The sequence below is a fragment of the Chitinophaga filiformis genome, from assembly GCF_900102545.1.
Lineage (GTDB): Bacteria > Bacteroidota > Bacteroidia > Chitinophagales > Chitinophagaceae > Chitinophaga > Chitinophaga filiformis.
In genome coordinates this window covers 1,320,770-1,337,819 of record NZ_FNBN01000001.1, presented here as the reverse complement: position 1 = coordinate 1,337,819, position 17,050 = coordinate 1,320,770, and the positions used below count along the sequence as shown (strand labels likewise).

The window sequence follows — 17,050 nt, the reverse complement described above, 5'->3', positions numbered from 1 at the left end:
TTCTTGATAAGTGTTAGATTAGAACGCAACGTTTGCACCAAGCTGGAACGTAGTTGGTTTCGGATAATCAAAGAATGTTTGTCCCTGTGCAAATGGCTGTGAGTAAGTGCTTACCTCAGGATCGTTACCACTGAATTTGGTAGCGAGGAAGAAGTTCTGTACAGAAGCATATACTCTCAGTTTGCTGAGATGCAGACGTTTCAGTTTTTCAGCAGAGAAATTATAACCCAGTGCCAGGTTCTTACCACGGAGGAAAGAACCATCTTCTACCCAGCGGGTATCCACGTTGGTTACATAGCCGGCATCCGGATGACGGGGAGCTGCAATGTCTGTATTCTGATGTTCCGGAGTCCAGTAATTCAGAACAGAGCTGAAGCTGTTAGCCAGGCCGGTACGGTCTTCACCGGAGTGGTGTGTCATGTTCAGTACATCGTTACCATATACGAACTGCAACTCAACGGTCAGATCCAGGTTCTTGTATTTAAAGGTGTTGAAGAAACCTCCCCATCCGTCAGGGTTACCATTACCGATGATCATACGGTCAGCATCATTGATAGCATGGTCACCATTCACGTCACGGTATTTGATATCACCCGGCAGGATTGGTTTACCACCACGGTAGTCTTTAAACAGTGCTGCTTCAGCTGCATCTTTGGTAGCCCAGGTGCCTTCACGTACAAGACCCCAGAAGGAACCTACTGGTTCACCAACACGGATGATATTTGTCTGGTTGGTGAAGTTAGGACCACCTACACCGAAGATATCTGCCGGAGTAGCCAGTGCCAGTACTTTATTTTTGTTGAAGGAGATGTTGAAGGTAGTAGACCAGGAGAAGTTTTTGGTCTCAATATTCACAGTGTTGATGCCGATTTCAAGACCCTTGTTTTCCATTGCACCAACGTTTCTGCTGATAACGGTGTAACCGCTGGTAGTTGGTACAGGAGCTTCCAGCAACATGTCAGTGGTTTTCCTGTAGTAGAGGTCCGCTTCCAGGGAGATCCTGTTCTTTAACAGACCCAGTTCCATACCAAAGTCATACTGTGCTGTTTTTTCCCATTTCAGATCCGGATTAGGCAGCCTGCTGGTACCCACACCCTGTACTTTCTGACCGTTCAGAGGGAAAGCATAGTCGTTGCTTGCAGTCAACAACGCCAGAGAGCTGTAAGGAGCGATCTCGGAGTTACCTGTCAGACCATAGCTTGTACGGAACTTCAGTGTAGAGATAGTTGGATTGCCTTTCAGGAATGGTTCTTCAGATGCACGCCATGCCAACGCAGCGGAAGGGAAGAACGCATATTTGTTGTTGGGACCAAATTTAGAAGAACCATCTACACGGCCTGTGAAGGTAACCAGGTACTTATCTTTAAAGCCATAGTTCACACGGCCAAAGTAGGAGTTGAATGCAAAACCGAGTCTACGTGAACCTGCGCCTGATGAAGGAATCAGACCAGCGGAACCAATGCTGTTGTCCTCGAAGTAATCTGTAGAGAAGTTCTCACCACGTACGTTGAAACCAAAGATGTCATCTTTCTGCCAACCCACACCCGCTAAAGCATTGATGGAGTGCACCTGGTTGAAACGTTTATTGTAGGTCAGGTAGTTTTCAAATGACCAGTATGTTTCCCTGTCGTTAGCTACGATTGCGATACCTTTCTGGGTTGCAGAAATATCCAGGAGGGAACGGCCGTTCCATTCGTTCCTGCCACGGGTTACAACGTTAGCACCTACTACAGAGCGGAATTCCAGGCCTTTGGCCAGGGTGATAGTTGCATATGCGTTACCCAGTACGTTCTGCGTTTGCAGGATATACTTACGGTCGGTCAGGATTTGTACAGGATTGGAACCACCTTCAGCGCCAGGATACAGCTTGTTATTGCTGAAAGTACCATTTGGCATTCTTACCGGCAGGAAAGGCAGTGCTTCTGTGATCATACGCACAGAGTTCAGACCACCGGTACCGATATCAACCAGGTTTTCGTTCTGGCTGGTGTATCCCAGTGATCCACCTACTTTCAGCCATGTTTTCATCTGGCTGTCGAATGTGAAACGTGCAGAGTATCTTTTCAGGTAAGAGTTCAGCAGCAAACCTTCATCATCCCTGTAACCCAGGAACAGGCCAAACTGGCTGTTTTCATCACCACCTGTAAAGCCTAACTGGTGGCTGTGAGATACTTTATGCTGTACGGATTCTTTAAACCAGTCTGTGTCATATTTTGGATTGCCATTGGCATCAAACAGATCAGGATTGGTTCTTTTTAACTTTGGCTCTTTAGATATGTAGTTACCTTTGGCCCATCCATCCGGATCATAAGTCTGTGCATTTTTCCAGGCCAGGTCTTCTACCTGCATATATTCCTTTGCATTCAGCATGTGAACGCGTTTTGGGCCGATGGTATTGTAAGCCAGACCTACATCATAAGTAACACGGCTACCACTGGCATTACCTCTTTTAGTAGTCACCAGGATAACACCGTTCGCACCTCTCGCACCATAGATCGCAGTAGAGGAAGCGTCTTTCAGTACCTCTACAGATGCTATTTCATTCGGGTTTAAGAAGTCGATCGCATTACTGCTCTGTGTTTGCGCACCTACCGGAATTACCACTCCATCAATTACATAGAGCGGGTTGTTGGTAGTGTTGATAGAACTGAAACCACGGATACGCACATTGGTCTGACCACCCGGACGGCCGGAGTTGGTGTTAACCTGTACACCCGGGATCCTGCCTGCCAGCGCCTGGTTTACAGAGGCTGCGGGCCTTTCTTCCAGTTGCGCAGTTTTAACAGAGGCTACAGCACCTGTCAGGTCAGAACGTCTTGTGGCGCCATAACCTACTACAACTACGTCCTGTAAAGATTTTACGTCAGAGGACATGCTGACGTTAATGGTAGTAGCGCCATTAACCACTTTTTCCTGGCTCAGATAACCAATAAAAGAGAACACAAGGGTACTGCCGGATGGCGCCTCAAGGCTATAGGTACCATCTGGTTTGGTTTGTGTTCCGTTACTAGTGCCTTTAATTTGTACAGATACACCAGGGAGTGGGGAGTTATCCCTGTTGTCAAGGACCCGGCCGGTGATTTTCCGGCTTTGTGAGAATGCGTGCAGCGTCATCAGCAATGCTAATGTGCCTTGCACCGCGATCCTCATGAAACGTGTGAATTTAGACTTCATATTCTGGAGGTTTTAGATAATAGAGTTCTAGGCTGCAAAGCATTCGATTGCAGCAAGACAAGTACAGTTATTACTGTTACAGTTACATTTACATTACATCATTATTTTACGTGGCCTGTAATGAAAAAGAATAAAACAAAATGCTGATAGTTATCCTGTCCGGATAAGAAAAAGCTACAAGTAATAATTAATGATTAATGATCCAAATAACGCTACGGAATTTTAGTTTTAGTTCAAATAGTTCAAGTTTTATAACGATTTCGGCTTTTTGAATAAATATGGTAACTCCGTGTTAAAAGTATAATATTTTTCAAGTAAAGTAAAACGTTTTTGCAAAAAAGTTTTGAGCGGCGAAAAACTGCTATGGGAGAGGATAAGGGAGGGATTTCGGCAATTTGTATATAAATCAGAAAAATGACATTAATTAACAAAACAGGAAAGTAGTATTTTGGCGTACTTTCCTGTTCTGTGTACTTTCTATGATAAAATAGTATTCTTTATTGGTTAACCTCGAAGATGTAAAACTGCGTCTCTTCTTTTTTATCAAAATTATTGTCAACAACGAAAATGAGACTTCTGTGTCCATTGGACAGCACCGGACCGAAGGTCATTCCTTCTACATTATCAACAAAGGTATCCAGCTCATCAAAGTTCAGAAGTAATGTCTTTTGTGCCGGTGTAAAACGGGTTGTTTCACGTAGAGAATTGATAGTATTAATATCAGTAGCATGTTGAAGATCTACCTTAAATACACGGATAGTATTATTTTTTACTCCCGTTGAAAAAGAGCGTTCCATCACCAGTAACTGTGTTTCCGAGAGCACCAGTATATCTGAGATGCCGTTTACCCGAAAAGCGGAATCTGGTACAGCGGGATGTGCAATGGGTGCTAACTTATAAGCATACTGGGCTATGGGCTGGCGGGTACGCAGATCATACTTAATGATGCGTATATAGGCAGTTGTATCCTTCAGGTCAGCACGAGGCCCATCCTCATACCGGGGTTCTTCCAGGCTTACAAACATATACCGGCCATCGGGGGTAAATCCAAGCCCTTCAAACACACCATTGCGCCTTGGACCATTTTCTGTAGCCTGCATATGGAACTGCCCCGGCAAGGGATAGCTGCCAAGGAACCGCCCACTGCTGTCTATATCATATATGCCGGGATCATTGATGATATTACCCTGTTCGGAAATGATCCTTTCCCCTTCACTGCTCCATACCAGATGGCCGGTGTGTGGATTATAACGCATCGCTTCCGGATCAGGAGCAAGCGCTTTCGCTGATGGATATACATTGCCATCAGGCATTCTTAACGAGGTAACATGGGTGAAACGGATACTGTCTCTGTTATAATTATCCTCCGGTATCTGAACAGTGTAGAACCTGGCGGCTTGTCTTTCCGAACGGTCATCACAGATCAGGTAATATACCTTCCGGACGCTGTCATAATCTATACCTGAAAGCCCTCCTACTGTGGTGCCATTAAATGTCATATTGTAGGGAACAATGTATTTATGCAGTAGTATCAGTGAGTGAATGGAGGGAGTAGTGTCTTTAACGCTGGTTTTCCGGATGCTTGAGCAGGCAACTAGCAGCATAACCAGCAGCATATATTTTCTCATATAAAAGGACAGTTTTCTTTGCCGCAAAAGTAATATGAAAAATATGGCGCCTGGTTAACAATAGCTGCCGGAGATAAAAAAAACAAGTAATCAGATCGTAGCAAAATAATACATCTGATCATTTTGCTACGACTGATTACCTTTTTTTCACACAATGGAGCTCGGTTGTCGCCTGGCTTATACTGCCCGGCCGCGTATAATATTTACAAGAATAGCAATGATAGCTAGTACCAACAGCACATGTATCAAACTGCCGGCGGAGTAAACAAACGCACCCAGAATCCATCCGATAATGAGGATAACCGCGATTAAATAAAGTAAGCCGTTCATATCAATAAGATTTGGTTACAGTAACATGTAAAAAATCTGTGCCAGATAGTGTTAACAGGTGCCTGGAATGCGCTTCTTCAATGTTTATAAGGGTTACGGCGTATTCTTCCCTTTTTTAAGCAATATATACGGGTATTTTTATTGGGCTTTTTGATGTGGAGTGTATTCCCCAGCAAGGGCAAAATCCCCGCCAGATAAAACCCTGTAATGGGCCACCATGCCTGCCTGGCAAAAGCGCAGAAACTGGTCGCATTTTTGAACCATACATATATAACATCATTGCATTAATCTAAATTTGACTATCATGCAACTCAATGAAAAATTGCAGGAAGCCCTGAGTGATCTGGTCAGGATCAATCAAGATCGTGTGGAAGGATATAAAAAAGCAATAGCATTAACAGATGATACCGACCTGAAGGCTTTGTTCCAGAGAATGGCAGACGAAAGCCGCACTTATATTGACCAGTTAAACAGCATATTGCTGGACGGCGGAGGAGATGTTGGAGGCTCTTCCGTATATGGAAAACTCTACAGAAACTGGATGGATGTAAAAGCTACCTTTTCAGGACGTGACCGCCAATCATTATTGTCTTCCTGCGAGTACGCGGAAGACGCGGCACAAAGAACCTACGAAGATGTACTGCGCTCCAGTACGCCAATGCCCTACAGCGTAAGGGAACTGATCGCTAACCAAAAAGGCGCGCTCAGAGGATCGCACGAAACGGTGAGAACTTATAGGGACCTGGAAAAGATCCCGCATTGACCGCTGTGTGTTCATTTTGAATGCCGTTGTTCTTTTTGTTCATAATAGGAGGTAACGGTGGTTGTTCATTATGTACAGCTTACATTTGAAAGATGTAAGATTAAAGCGGCTACTTATCTCAATAAGTAACATTTTTCAGTAATGGATTTAGGTAAATTCACAGCCCCGTAGGATGCGGGGCTGTTGTTTTTTATAAAATGCTTCTACCGGTCTTTTATCAATAACCTTCATCCCAATCTTTCCACACAGGCTCATATCCCTGCGCCCGTAGCATGCCACTGATGCTTGCCGGACTACGATCGTCAGATATTTCAAACTGCTCCAGCGAAGACAGATCGGTTGCATATCCGCCCGGATTGGTCTTTGAACCCGCACTAAGCGCGGTAATACCCAGTTTGATCACGTTATCCCTGAAACGGGGTGTTTCCCTGGTAGAAAGACTTAGTTCTATTTCCTGGTCCAGTAAGCGGTACGCACAGATCAGCTGTACCAGTTCACGGTCATTCATTTCCACCTTGGGAGGCAGACCGCCTGAACAGGGGCGTAAACGGGGGAAGGAAATACTGTATTTCGTTTGCCAATAGGTTCTTTCCAGGTATCGTAGATGGAGGGCTGTAAAAAAACTGTCCGTACGCCAGTCTTCCAGCCCTATCAGTACGCCCAAACCTATTTTATGGATACCTGCCCGCCCCAACCTGTCTGGCGTGTCCAGACGGTACTCAAAATTCGATTTACGGCCTTTGGGATGATGTAGTTTATAGTCAGCCTGGTGATATGTTTCCTGGTAGACCAATACCGCATGCAGTCCATGAGGGATCAGTTCAGCATAGTCTGCCTCATCCATAGGTTGCACTTCCATGGAAATATTGGCGAAATGGGGCCGGATCACTTTCAGTGCCTCCCGGAAATAATCTACGCCTACCGTCTGGTTGGCCTCTCCTGTCACCAGTAGCACATGCTCATACCCCATCGCTTTGATAACTTCCACCTCCCGGAGTATCTCTTCCTTGTTCAGCGTCTTCCGGGCAATCTTGTTATCCAGGCTGAAACCACAATAAGTACAGATATTCTGGCACTCATTACTGAGGTACAGGGGAATGTATAACTGCATCGTATTGCCAAAGCGCTGTTGTGTAAGCCTGCGGCTTAGCTGTGCCATCTGTTCCAGATAAGGAGCGGCAGCCGGAGAGATCAGTGCCTTAAAATCCTCCAGGGTGCGTTTACTGCTGTTGAGTGCAGCCTCTACGTCACGGGCGGTCTTCGCATAAATACCCGCCTTAACCTCATCCCAGTTATATTGATCGAAAATGTCTTTAAAACCTGACATGGTGTACTTGTTTAAACTTCATCAAGAAAGCCGATCAGGGGGCTGGAGGCCACCGCCTGCCGCTGTACGGAAGGCAATCCAGCCTCATATGCCTGTCTGCCGGCTATTACAGCCTGCCTGAATGCCTGGGCCATCATTACCGGATCTTTTGCCACAGCAATAGCGGTATTCACCAATACGGCGTCTGCTCCTATCTCCATGGCTTTTGCCGCATCGGAAGGACTGCCGATACCTGCATCCACTACTACGGGCACATTACTTTGCTCGATGATGATCTCCAGGAAGTCTATCGTACGTAAGCCTTTGTTGCTGCCTATAGGGGCGCCTAAAGGCATTACGGCGGCGGTGCCTACTTCCTCCAGCCTTTTGCACAACACAGGATCTGCATGTACATATGGCAATACAATGAAGCCCAGCTTTACCAGTTCTTCTGCTGCCTTTAATGTCTCAACAGGATCCGGCAACAGGTAACGTGGATCAGGATGTATTTCCAGTTTAAGCCAGTTTGTTTCAAGGGCCTCACGTGCCAGTTGGGCTGCATATACGGCTTCTTTGGCGGTTCTTACACCAGAAGTATTAGGCAGTAATTTTAGTTGCGGATGATGTATGTGCTGCAGCATATCATCCGATTCGTTGTGGACGTCCACCCTTTTCAGCGCCACTGTAACCAGTTCTGAACCGGAAGCCAGCAAGGCTTCCTCCATAACGGGTAGTGAGGCGAACTTGCCTGTGCCGGTAAACAGGCGGGAAGAAAAGGAATGACCGGCTATTATGAGCGGTGTCATATTGTAAGAGATGATACAGTTTGAAATTTGTTTTCTGCGTGTGTGATAAGACCACTTACCGCAATACCGTGAATGCCTGTCTGCACCAGTGCCGGCAGGTCTTCTGCCAGTATGCCGCCGATGGCGATGACGGGAATATGAATGCCCATGTTCCTGAGCGCTTGCATAATGCCGGCAATGCCTTCCAGTCCCAGGATAGGGCTCAGCTTCTCTTTGGTAGTGGTGAAGCGGTAAGGCCCCAGACCTACATAGTTGGCGCCGTCCTTTACGTGAATGAGAATATCCTCCAGAGTATTGGCTGTACCACCGATAATAAACTCATCACCGGTGATGGCTCGGGCGCTGGTCACCGTCATATCCTGCTTGCCGACGTGTACACCGTGTGCGCCTACTGTCTTGGCAATATGCGGATGATCATTGATGATCAGGGTGGCGTTGTACCGTGAGCAAATAGCTTTTGCTGCAAGTGCGCTGGCCAGGATCTTGTCTTCGGGTTCATTCTTGATACGGAGCTGTATCCATCTGCAACCGGCCTCACAGGCAGCCAGGATATTATCCAGGTGGGAGGCAGTTGCTGTTTGTTGTGATATATAATGCAATGAGCTGATCATGTGATATGATAACCTAAAAGTGATGAATGACTGGCCAGGTACTTTTCTGTATAAAGCTTGGCCGTGATACAGGCGGCTGGCAGCGAACTACCTGCTGTCAGTTGTGCAGTAATAGCAGCGCTGAGCACACAGCCGGAACCATGTTTGGGAAAGACAGCTGTATTGCCGGCGGGAATGTCGATCATGTCGGTCCTGCCCATATACAAGGTGTCTACTCCCTGTCTTTCCTGCCGGTGCCCTCCTTTTAACAGTACTGCGCTATGTGCTGCGAGGGCAATTGCTGCGGCATGTCCGTCTTCCTTGCCGCTCAGGAGTAGCGCCTCATGATAATTGGGCGTCAGCAGGTAGACCTGCTGCAGGACTTCCTGCCATACCGATAACCGGGCGGTATTATGAAACGTATAGCCGGCGCTTGCTTTCAATACCGGGTCTAGTATGAAGCGTATGTCCGGCTGTAAGGCCCTGATAGCCTGTATTACTTCCAGTATGGTATCTGCATCCTGCACGATCCCGATCTTACAGTAGTCCACCGGGAATGTTTCCAGTAAAGGCGTTGCCTGTGCAATGATCTGTTCTGCGGACTGCCATTCTACAGAAAGGAAGCGGGTATCTGTCTGAACAGTGAGTGCTGTGCAGACACCCAGGCCATAGGTGCCAAGCGTTTCAAAGGTTTTTATATCTGCCAGCAGGCCTGCTCCGGCGGATGGGTCCAGGCCGGCCAGGCTCATGACATAAGGGCGTCTGTTCTCCATATATCCCTGATGCGGCGGAAGTTGCTGATAGCGGTAGCTGGTTCCTGCCAGATGGCGCCCAATAGGGCAATCCCGTCAAACTGCATGTCGCGGGCCTTTGCTGCTGTGGTATGATCGATCCCTCCCAACGCCAGTACCTGCCCGTTATAACCATCCTTGAAAAGGCGGAAGCCATCTCCGAACGTACTCGTATGGCCAGGTTTGGAGATACTGTCAAACACGGGGGCCAGTAAGAGCTGGTGCCAGTTGTCACTGGCTATCTGTAAAGTCTCGGCAGCATGAATGCTGGTGCTGAGGCGCCATCCTTTCTGCCGGTAGCCGATGATCTGGTCGCCATTTACAAGCCCTCTGCCGGCTTCACTGAAATGTACGCCCTGCAGGCCATACTTCTCACAAAGCGCAGGATGCCCGGCTATCATCAGTTTAGGATAACAGGAAGTATCTGCGTCCTGCAACAGCAGTTCATAGTCGGCTTCCGGCCATCCCGGTTTGCGTACGAGGATGCTGTCTGCGCCTTCGGCGAGCAGTTGCTGCCAGTAGATGGTTTCTTCCGGCAGGAATGTACTGTGTGTGATGATCTGTATCATGCTTATCAGAAGTAAACTTCTCCTCCTTGTTCTTTAAAGGCATGTGCCTGTTCCGCCATTCCGGTCTCCAGCGCCAGTGTTTCATCTATCTGCTGGGTAGCAGCATAGTCCCGCACTTCCTGTGTGATCTTCATGGAGCAAAAATGAGGCCCGCACATAGAACAGAAGTGTGCTACTTTGGCGCCTTCTGCCGGCAAGGTCTCATCATGATAGGAACGGGCTGTTTCCGGATCGAGTGACAGGTTGAACTGATCTTCCCAACGGAACTCGAAACGGGCCTTACTCAGTGCATTATCACGATGCTGCGCACCCGGATGGCCTTTTGCCAGATCTGCAGCGTGAGCGGCTATCTTATAAGTGATCACCCCTTGCCTTACGTCTTCCTTGTCAGGCAATCCGAGGTGCTCTTTGGGTGTTACATAACACAACATGGCCGTACCGAACCAACCGATCATAGCAGCGCCGATAGCAGAGGTGATATGATCATAACCGGGAGCAATATCTGTGGTCAATGGTCCGAGTGTATAGAAAGGCGCTTCTTTACAATGTTCCAGTTGTTTATCCATATTGGCCTTGATCAGGTGCATAGGCACGTGTCCAGGGCCTTCTATCATCGTCTGCACATCATGAGCCCATGCGTGATGAGTCAGTTCTCCCAGTGTTTCCAGTTCCGCAAATTGTGCAGCATCATTAGCGTCTGCAATGCTGCCGGGACGAAGACCATCCCCCAGTGAGAAAGCAACGTCGTATGCTTTCATGATCTCACAGATCTCTTCAAAATGGGTATACAGGAAGTTCTCCTTATGATGCGCCAGGCACCATTTTGCCATGATCGAGCCTCCGCGGGATACAATACCCGTAGTACGTTTAGCGGTGAGCGGTACATAACGTAGCAGTACGCCGGCATGAATGGTGAAATAGTCTACACCCTGCTCTGCCTGTTCTATCAGCGTATCCCGGAAGATGTCCCAGGTCAGTTCCTCCGCCTTGCCGTTCACTTTTTCCAGTGCCTGGTAGATAGGAACAGTACCGATGGGAACGGGGGAATTACGGATGATCCATTCCCTGGTTTCATGAATATTTTTACCGGTGCTGAGGTCCATAATGGTATCGGCTCCCCAGCGACAAGCCCACACTGCTTTTTCCACTTCTTCCTCAATGCTGGAGGTAACGGCAGAGTTACCGATATTGGCGTTGATCTTCACCAGGAAGTTGCGGCCAATGATCATAGGCTCACTTTCCGGGTGATTAATATTGTTAGGTATGATGGCACGACCGGCAGCTACCTCCTGTCTTACGAATTCAGGTGTGATGAATTTCAGCGGTATATTGGCCCCGAACGACTGGCCTTTATGCTGTTGCCAGAGGGCGTTATTTTCCTGGAATAATTTGTCTACGCATTGATTCTCGCGGGTGGCAATATATTCCATCTCGCGGGTGATGATGCCTTTCTTTGCATAGTGCATCTGAGACACGTTATGTCCTGCCTTTGCTCTCATTGGTGAATGCTGGTAGGAAAAACGCAGGCTATCAAGACGGCTGTCTGCCATTCTTTCCCGGCCATAGGCAGAAGTAATACCTGGCAGCTGTTCAACATCATTACGGTCTTTGATCCAGCTCTCACGTAATCTGGGCAAGCCTTTACGTACATCGATATCCGCATTGGGATCAGTGTACGGGCCGCTGGTATCATAAACTACTACCGGGGAATTAGGTACTTCAGCTCCTTTGCTGCCATGTAGGCGTGTAGGAGTGAGCGTGATCTCTCTCATGGCAACGCCATCTACATAGATCTTTCTGGATGCCGGGAAGGGCGTACGGGAAATTGAATGCATAACTGATGATTGAATTAGGATGTAAGAAATGAGGATACGGCACACAGGGACACACCACGGCCTCACGGCTATGCGCGTATCATTTGTTATTGTATACCGGTAAATGAGCCCTTATCCGCCCTGTGTAGCGCGGATGATGGTGACCTTATCTGCTGTTTGCAGGATTTGTTCGGGCCAGGAGGTTTTCGGAATAACCTGGCTGTTAATGGCGATAGCAACGCCTTTTTCTGAAGAAAGTTGAATAAACTGTAAGAGGGCAGCAACAGTGGTTCCCGGCTGCACCGCATAAAGTTTATTGTTTACAAGCACTTCCATGTTTGCAAGGAATTAAGTGAACAATAAACTTTAAGGATGGAAAGATGAAGAAGAGTTCAGCTACTTTTCCCTACGGCAGTATGAGCTGCGTCAGGTACTGAGGGTTTCATCTCAGCTTCCCGGCATTGCTACCGGGAAACACCCCTAAAGTGCCTTAAAGGTAGTTAAATTTGTTAAACTACTATTGCTATCTTTGGAACTATGAAAAAATGTCTGGTCCTGTCAGTGATCTGTACTGTTATTACCGCAGCTTGTCAACAGCCGTCTCCGTCCTCGAAAACTCATACGCCGGAAGACAGCAGCCTGATTGATGTGGTGGATACAGTCACCCCTGAAACGATCACTGATTCCGTAACGCTGGTGAAGGCGGATACGATATCCTATACTGAGGACCAGCTGCTGGGTAAATGGCTGCAGCCTGTGCCGGGAGTAGACAAGGCCACACAGGGATTTCTGCTGAAGAAAAAAGGCGCTATCACCTCAATCAATACTTATTCGATGATATATGACAAGTGGAGTGTGTCGCATGATACGCTGTTGTTATGGAGCCATGCAGAGGGCTCGCAGCAGAAAGATTCTGCCGCTGTCATAGATACTACGCTTATCAAGTCACTAACAGATACTTCATTAGTTTTATTTCCCATCAAAGCTGCAGAGGGATACCTCGAAGAATACAAAAAGGTCAAAAGTAAAAAGAGATAGTTCCGGCCCCATAGTCTACAGGCAACAGACAATTGCGATATATTGCCTGCTGCCTGCATTGCAGACTATAGTTGTCATGAACTAACTAATGATACATTAGCCACAAGGCTACTGCGCAGGCTACAACCGCCATGAAGATACCTGCTGTAGCAACCTGTGTGTCATCAATATTCTTGTGAGCTTTAACTACGGTAAGTCCGCCCACTACAATGGCTGCAATCCCCAATACCAATGCGGTACTCGGATTCCTTGATACGAAGGCATATACTGCAGCAAATATTCCTGCAAACATCGAAACGAAGCAGGCAATTTTGGTGGGGGTGGACGTGGTGTGCTGTTGCATATAAGTATGAATTAAAATGAAAATAAAAAGTTCATAACCTGTTTATTGCTTTCGTTCTTCCCAGGGTACTTTCAGCAATGTCCCTATCTGCTGATACTGGGTTTCCTGGTATTCATCCAGTCCGTAGCGTAGCCGCGTTACATCATTTACCACCACAAATGTGCCGAACAGACGGTCCCAGAATGAAAAGATATTTGCGTAATTAGAGTCAGTTTCCGGTTGATAATGACTATGGTGCACCTTATGCATGTCAGGCGATACAATGACCCAGCTAAGGGCGTTATCCAGCCATTTGGGCAACCGGATATTAGCATGATTAAACTGCGACATAAAGGCCGAAATGGTCTGGTACAACATTACCATCCATATCGGTACCCCCATAGAAACGATGGCCAGCAGAAGGGCAACCACGCGGAATACGGATTCCACCGGGTGGTGCCGCAGCGCAGTGGTAGTATCTACCGCCGTATCTATATGGTGGATCTTGTGGAAGTGCCACATCCAGGCAATTTTATGCTGGATGAGATGCACCAGGTAGGCGCCGATCAGATCCATCATCATAATGGCCAGCAGGCAATGGAGCCACACCGGCACTGACAGGAGGTACAAAAGGCCAAAATGAGTTTTTGCGGTCCATTCTGATGCCATGACAATCAGGAATGCGAAACCAAGGTTAACAATAGCTGTAGTAAGCGTAAAGAACAGGTTGGTGCCTGCATGCCGGTAACGGTTCACTTTAAGTGAAAGACGGGGGATAGCCCCTTCTATCATCCATAGTAATAACAGTCCGCCTACAAGAAAAGCGGTACGATACCAGGAAGGAATATTATTGAAAAATTCTTCCATACGGGAATCCAAATTTTACGGCATGAATACCATGCCCTGATCATCGTGAAATAGTGGTCATCAAACTGGGGTAAATCAATCGCTTACTGTCCTGTTTTACAGGATTAAGTTACAAACTTTTTAAATAATAATTCTTTTGAAAGTGGCCATGGGCAAAGAAAAAAGCAATCTCCTTGTGAGAGATTGCTTTACAAATAAACATAAGTTATTAGTTGTTGTAAAACTGATTAGTTGTTCAACATGAGTGGCATTACCAGCATCAGGAGGTCTTCGTTTTCTTCTTTTTCAGAAGGCTTCAGGATACCTGCTTTTGTTGGAGTAGACAGTTCGATGGTGATCTCATCTCCTTCTGCGGCGTTCAGCATTTCAATGAGGAACTTCGCATTGAAAGCAATTTGCATATCATCGCCAGTGTACTGGCAGCCCATGCGCTCATTACCTTCAAAAGAGAAGTCTACGTCCTGTGCAGAAAGCTGGAGCTCACTGCCGGTGATGTTCAGGGCTACCTGGTTGGTGCTCTTGTTGGCGAACACGCTCACACGTTTCAGGGCGTTCTGGAAATCGCTTTTTGCCAGGGTAAGGCGGTAAGGATTGTCTTTTGGAATCACCACTTTATAGTCAGGGAATCTTGCATCAATCAGACGGCAGATCATCTGGGCGCCATCATGTGTCACGAAGAAATGGTTCTGGCTATAGGCGATCTTTATCTCGCTGTCATTGTCCGGTAAAGCAGATTTCAGCAGGTTCAGCGGCTTCTTAGGCACGATAAAGGTTTCTGCTTTCGGACATTCCACGCCTGTTCTTACATACTTCACAAGACGGTGAGCATCGGTAGCTACGAATGTGAGGCTGGCAGGCGTCAGTTCGAAGAACACACCCGTCATAGCCGGACGCAGGTCATCGTTACTTACGGCAAACAGTGTTTTGTTGATGGCTGTTACCAGTGCAGTAGATGTCAGCGTGAAAGAGGTGGTATCATCTGCTGTAGGTTCCTTGGGGAAATTCTCAGGATTTTCTCCCATTACCTTATACTTACCGTTGTCGGAAGTAATCTCTACAGCATAAGAATTAAGATCTATATGAAAAGTCAGCGGCTGATCAGGCAGATTCTTGAGTGAATCCATCAGGATCTTCGCGGGAATACAGATACGGCCATTTTCTTTGGCTTCAACCTCCAGCTTTACCTTCATGACAGTCTCAAGGTCTGTGGCCACTACCGTCAGCTCGTTCTTGTCGATCAGGAAAAGGAAATCTTCCAATATAGGCAACACCGTATTAGAGTTAATCACCCCGCTGATCTGCTGCAATTGTTTTAACAAAGTAGAGGAAGAAACGATAAACTTCATGTGATATATTGTTATTTACTTTTTGCTTTTTATCAAAACCCGCCGCGGCAAAGGATTCGGGCGTTATTGGCCGTATTCCGGGTTTGTTAACCGCACTAAAAATAAGGCTTTTTAAGAAAGCGGACAAAGATAGAAAGAATTGTCAAGTATCGTGCTATTTACAGATATTACCGGAAAATACAATGTTAGATAAAGCGATGATTATGTCTTCTTTTATTGAAATAAATTTAACAGATTGGTGTTTTATTATGATGTGGTGAAAAAATCCACTGTTTCTTTTAAATGATGTTCATATCCTTTAGCTTTGCGGGCGCAAAAAAATATTTTTAAAACTAAAAAAATCTTTGGGTTATGAAACTGTCTCATTTAGCCGAAACGTTGATCGGGTCTGAAATTATTAAGCTGGCCGGTGAGATAAAGGAGAAGCAGGCCAAGGGTGAGAAGATCTACAATTTTACCATTGGGGATTTTGACCCTAAGGTATTTCCAATTCCGGCTGAGTTTGAGGAAGAGATCATAACGGCTTACAAGGAAGGGTTTACCAACTACCCTCCCGCTGACGGTATTCCCGAATTAAGGAAATCTGTGAGCGAATTTATCGCTGAACATGAAAACCTGAACTACGATCCCGCCAAGGAAATTGTGATCTCCTGTGGCGGTCGTCCAATTATCTATGCAACTTTCAGAACTATTCTTGACAGAGGTGAAAAGGTAGTTTACGCTACCCCATCCTGGAACAATAACCACTATACCCACTTCCTGGAAGCAGAACACGTAGTACTGGAAACAAAACCAGAAAACGACTTCATGCCAACTGCTGCCGAACTGAAACCACTGCTGAAGGGTGCTACCCTCCTGGCGCTGTGTTCTCCGCAGAACCCTACAGGTACTGCTTTTGGTAAGCAACAGCTGGAAGAGATCTGCGACCTGGTGATTGCTGAAAACAAGAGCCGTAGCGCTGACCAGAAACCACTGTACGTGCTGTTCGACCAGATGTACTGGGTACTGACCTTCGGCGAAACACACCACTACACGCCAGTATCCCTCCGTCCGGAACTGCGCGACTATACCGTTTTCATCGATGGTATGAGTAAAGCTTTCGCTGCTACCGGTGTAAGGGTAGGCTGGGCTTTAGGACCTGCTCACGTAATTGGTAAAATGAAATCCATCCTCTCTCACGTAGGCGCCTGGAGCCCGATGGCAGAACAACATGCTGCTGCCCGCTACCTGCGTCGTAAGGATGAAGTGAATGTTTACCTGAAGAAGTTCAAAGCAGAAGTAGAAGAGCGCCTGCAGAAGATCTATGAAGGATTTGACAGCCTGAAAAAAGCTGGCCATCCTGTAGAAGCTATCGCACCACAGGCAGCCATCTATCTGACCCTGAAGATCGATCTGGCAGGTAAGAAGACTGCTGATGGCACTGTACTGCAGGACCAGGCGGCTGTTACCTCTTACATCCTGAACGAAGCAAAACTGGGTCTGGTGCCGTTTTATGCTTTCGGTTCCTCCAAAAACTCTCCATGGTACCGCCTCAGCGTAGGTACCTGTAAGAAAGAGGAGATCCCTGCAATGATCGCCCAGCTGAAATCAGCACTGGAGAAACTGCAATAAACAGATTATACTGGCAAGCTATAAGAAAAGAAGAAAGGCCGCCCCGTCTTGAACGGAGCGGCCTTCTTCATTGAATAGGTGTGGTGTTGTGGAAA

Annotated in this window: 16 protein-coding genes and 1 riboswitch; of the genes, 3 read left to right on the top strand and 13 right to left on the bottom strand. The window is 46.9% G+C overall.

What is annotated here, in order from left to right; translation table 11 throughout:
• Positions 1-18: 18 nt before the first annotated feature.
• The 3 genes from BLR32_RS05475 to BLR32_RS33715 all read right to left on the bottom strand — a co-directional run bounded on the left by BLR32_RS05475 (position 19) and on the right by BLR32_RS33715 (position 5,132).
• Positions 19-3,174 (bottom strand): SusC/RagA family TonB-linked outer membrane protein, encoded by a 3,156-nt coding sequence (locus tag BLR32_RS05475; protein ID WP_089829315.1) that lies wholly within the window; start codon positions 3,172-3,174, stop codon positions 19-21.
• Between the two features lie 497 nt (positions 3,175-3,671).
• The gene (locus BLR32_RS05470) at positions 3,672-4,802 is read right to left on the bottom strand and encodes an esterase-like activity of phytase family protein (RefSeq protein ID WP_245705360.1); all 1,131 of its coding nucleotides are present in this window, start codon (positions 4,800-4,802) and stop codon (positions 3,672-3,674) included.
• A 177-nt stretch (positions 4,803-4,979) separates the two neighbouring features.
• Entirely contained in the window at positions 4,980-5,132 is a 153-nt protein-coding gene (locus BLR32_RS33715; protein ID WP_110053527.1) for a lmo0937 family membrane protein, read from the bottom strand.
• Between the two features lie 304 nt (positions 5,133-5,436).
• On the opposite strand from BLR32_RS33715, the gene BLR32_RS05465 reads away from it, so the two are divergent.
• Positions 5,437-5,895 carry a PA2169 family four-helix-bundle protein gene (locus BLR32_RS05465; RefSeq protein WP_089829313.1) on the top strand — a complete coding sequence of 153 codons (459 nt, stop codon included), beginning with the start codon at positions 5,437-5,439 and terminating at the stop codon, positions 5,893-5,895.
• A 217-nt stretch (positions 5,896-6,112) separates the two neighbouring features.
• Here the strand turns inward: BLR32_RS05465 and thiH are convergent, their stop codons facing one another.
• The 7 genes from thiH to thiS all read right to left on the bottom strand — a co-directional run bounded on the left by thiH (position 6,113) and on the right by thiS (position 12,107).
• Positions 6,113-7,222 (bottom strand): 2-iminoacetate synthase ThiH, encoded by a 1,110-nt coding sequence (gene thiH, locus BLR32_RS05460; protein ID WP_089829311.1) that lies wholly within the window; start codon positions 7,220-7,222, stop codon positions 6,113-6,115.
• A gap of 11 nt (positions 7,223-7,233) precedes the next feature.
• The gene (locus tag BLR32_RS05455) at positions 7,234-8,007 is read right to left on the bottom strand and encodes a thiazole synthase (protein ID WP_089829309.1); all 774 of its coding nucleotides are present in this window, start codon (positions 8,005-8,007) and stop codon (positions 7,234-7,236) included.
• Positions 8,004-8,618, bottom strand: a complete 615-nt coding sequence (locus BLR32_RS05450; protein ID WP_089829306.1) for a thiamine phosphate synthase — start codon at positions 8,616-8,618, stop codon at positions 8,004-8,006. Before BLR32_RS05450 ends, BLR32_RS05455 begins: the two co-directional genes overlap by 4 nt.
• Entirely contained in the window at positions 8,615-9,370 is a 756-nt protein-coding gene (locus BLR32_RS05445; RefSeq protein WP_089829303.1) for a hydroxymethylpyrimidine/phosphomethylpyrimidine kinase, read from the bottom strand. Before BLR32_RS05445 ends, BLR32_RS05450 begins: the two co-directional genes overlap by 4 nt.
• On the bottom strand, positions 9,343-9,957 hold the full coding sequence (locus BLR32_RS05440) for a thiamine phosphate synthase (RefSeq protein WP_089829301.1): 615 nt from the start codon (positions 9,955-9,957) through the stop codon (positions 9,343-9,345). The genes BLR32_RS05445 and BLR32_RS05440 overlap by 28 nt, the downstream gene beginning before the upstream one ends.
• Positions 9,958-9,962: 5 nt before the next feature.
• Complete coding sequence (gene thiC, locus BLR32_RS05435) at positions 9,963-11,792, bottom strand: phosphomethylpyrimidine synthase ThiC (protein ID WP_089829298.1); 1,830 nt, start codon at positions 11,790-11,792, stop codon at positions 9,963-9,965.
• Between the two features lie 111 nt (positions 11,793-11,903).
• A complete protein-coding gene (gene thiS / locus BLR32_RS05430) occupies positions 11,904-12,107 on the bottom strand; it encodes a sulfur carrier protein ThiS (protein ID WP_089829296.1) in 204 nt (67 codons plus the stop codon).
• Between the two features lie 50 nt (positions 12,108-12,157).
• Positions 12,158-12,263, bottom strand: a riboswitch (TPP riboswitch).
• 45 nt (positions 12,264-12,308) lie between these two features.
• Here thiS and BLR32_RS05425 point away from each other — a divergent pair.
• On the top strand, positions 12,309-12,809 hold the full coding sequence (locus tag BLR32_RS05425; protein WP_089829294.1) for a lipocalin-like domain-containing protein: 501 nt from the start codon (positions 12,309-12,311) through the stop codon (positions 12,807-12,809).
• Positions 12,810-12,894: 85 nt separating this feature from the next.
• On the opposite strand, the gene BLR32_RS05420 is transcribed toward BLR32_RS05425, so the two are convergent.
• The 3 genes from BLR32_RS05420 to dnaN form a co-directional block, all read right to left on the bottom strand.
• Positions 12,895-13,152: a hypothetical protein gene (locus tag BLR32_RS05420; RefSeq protein WP_143011366.1), complete on the bottom strand. Its 258-nt coding sequence runs from the start codon at positions 13,150-13,152 to the stop codon at positions 12,895-12,897.
• A 42-nt stretch (positions 13,153-13,194) separates the two neighbouring features.
• Entirely contained in the window at positions 13,195-13,998 is an 804-nt protein-coding gene (locus BLR32_RS05415; protein WP_089829288.1) for a sterol desaturase family protein, read from the bottom strand.
• Positions 13,999-14,225: 227 nt separating this feature from the next.
• A complete protein-coding gene (dnaN, locus tag BLR32_RS05410) occupies positions 14,226-15,344 on the bottom strand; it encodes a DNA polymerase III subunit beta (protein WP_089829285.1) in 1,119 nt (372 codons plus the stop codon).
• A gap of 351 nt (positions 15,345-15,695) precedes the next feature.
• On the opposite strand from dnaN, the gene BLR32_RS05405 reads away from it, so the two are divergent.
• The gene (locus tag BLR32_RS05405) at positions 15,696-16,955 is read left to right on the top strand and encodes a pyridoxal phosphate-dependent aminotransferase (RefSeq protein ID WP_089829283.1); all 1,260 of its coding nucleotides are present in this window, start codon (positions 15,696-15,698) and stop codon (positions 16,953-16,955) included.
• Positions 16,956-17,050 lie beyond the last annotated feature (95 nt).

Coding starts and splice junctions, on each gene's coding strand:
- BLR32_RS05475 (WP_089829315.1), bottom strand. CDS start 3,174: ATGAAGTCTAAATTCACACGTTTCATGAGGATCGCGGTGCAAGGCACA.
- BLR32_RS05470 (WP_245705360.1), bottom strand. CDS start 4,802: ATGAGAAAATATATGCTGCTGGTTATGCTGCTAGTTGCCTGCTCAAGC.
- BLR32_RS33715 (WP_110053527.1), bottom strand. CDS start 5,132: ATGAACGGCTTACTTTATTTAATCGCGGTTATCCTCATTATCGGATGG.
- BLR32_RS05465 (WP_089829313.1), top strand. CDS start 5,437: ATGCAACTCAATGAAAAATTGCAGGAAGCCCTGAGTGATCTGGTCAGG.
- thiH (WP_089829311.1), bottom strand. CDS start 7,222: ATGTCAGGTTTTAAAGACATTTTCGATCAATATAACTGGGATGAGGTT.
- BLR32_RS05455 (WP_089829309.1), bottom strand. CDS start 8,007: ATGACACCGCTCATAATAGCCGGTCATTCCTTTTCTTCCCGCCTGTTT.
- BLR32_RS05450 (WP_089829306.1), bottom strand. CDS start 8,618: ATGATCAGCTCATTGCATTATATATCACAACAAACAGCAACTGCCTCC.
- BLR32_RS05445 (WP_089829303.1), bottom strand. CDS start 9,370: ATGGAGAACAGACGCCCTTATGTCATGAGCCTGGCCGGCCTGGACCCA.
- BLR32_RS05440 (WP_089829301.1), bottom strand. CDS start 9,957: ATGATACAGATCATCACACACAGTACATTCCTGCCGGAAGAAACCATC.
- thiC (WP_089829298.1), bottom strand. CDS start 11,792: ATGCATTCAATTTCCCGTACGCCCTTCCCGGCATCCAGAAAGATCTAT.
- thiS (WP_089829296.1), bottom strand. CDS start 12,107: ATGGAAGTGCTTGTAAACAATAAACTTTATGCGGTGCAGCCGGGAACC.
- BLR32_RS05425 (WP_089829294.1), top strand. CDS start 12,309: ATGAAAAAATGTCTGGTCCTGTCAGTGATCTGTACTGTTATTACCGCA.
- BLR32_RS05420 (WP_143011366.1), bottom strand. CDS start 13,152: ATGCAACAGCACACCACGTCCACCCCCACCAAAATTGCCTGCTTCGTT.
- BLR32_RS05415 (WP_089829288.1), bottom strand. CDS start 13,998: ATGGAAGAATTTTTCAATAATATTCCTTCCTGGTATCGTACCGCTTTT.
- dnaN (WP_089829285.1), bottom strand. CDS start 15,344: ATGAAGTTTATCGTTTCTTCCTCTACTTTGTTAAAACAATTGCAGCAG.
- BLR32_RS05405 (WP_089829283.1), top strand. CDS start 15,696: ATGAAACTGTCTCATTTAGCCGAAACGTTGATCGGGTCTGAAATTATT.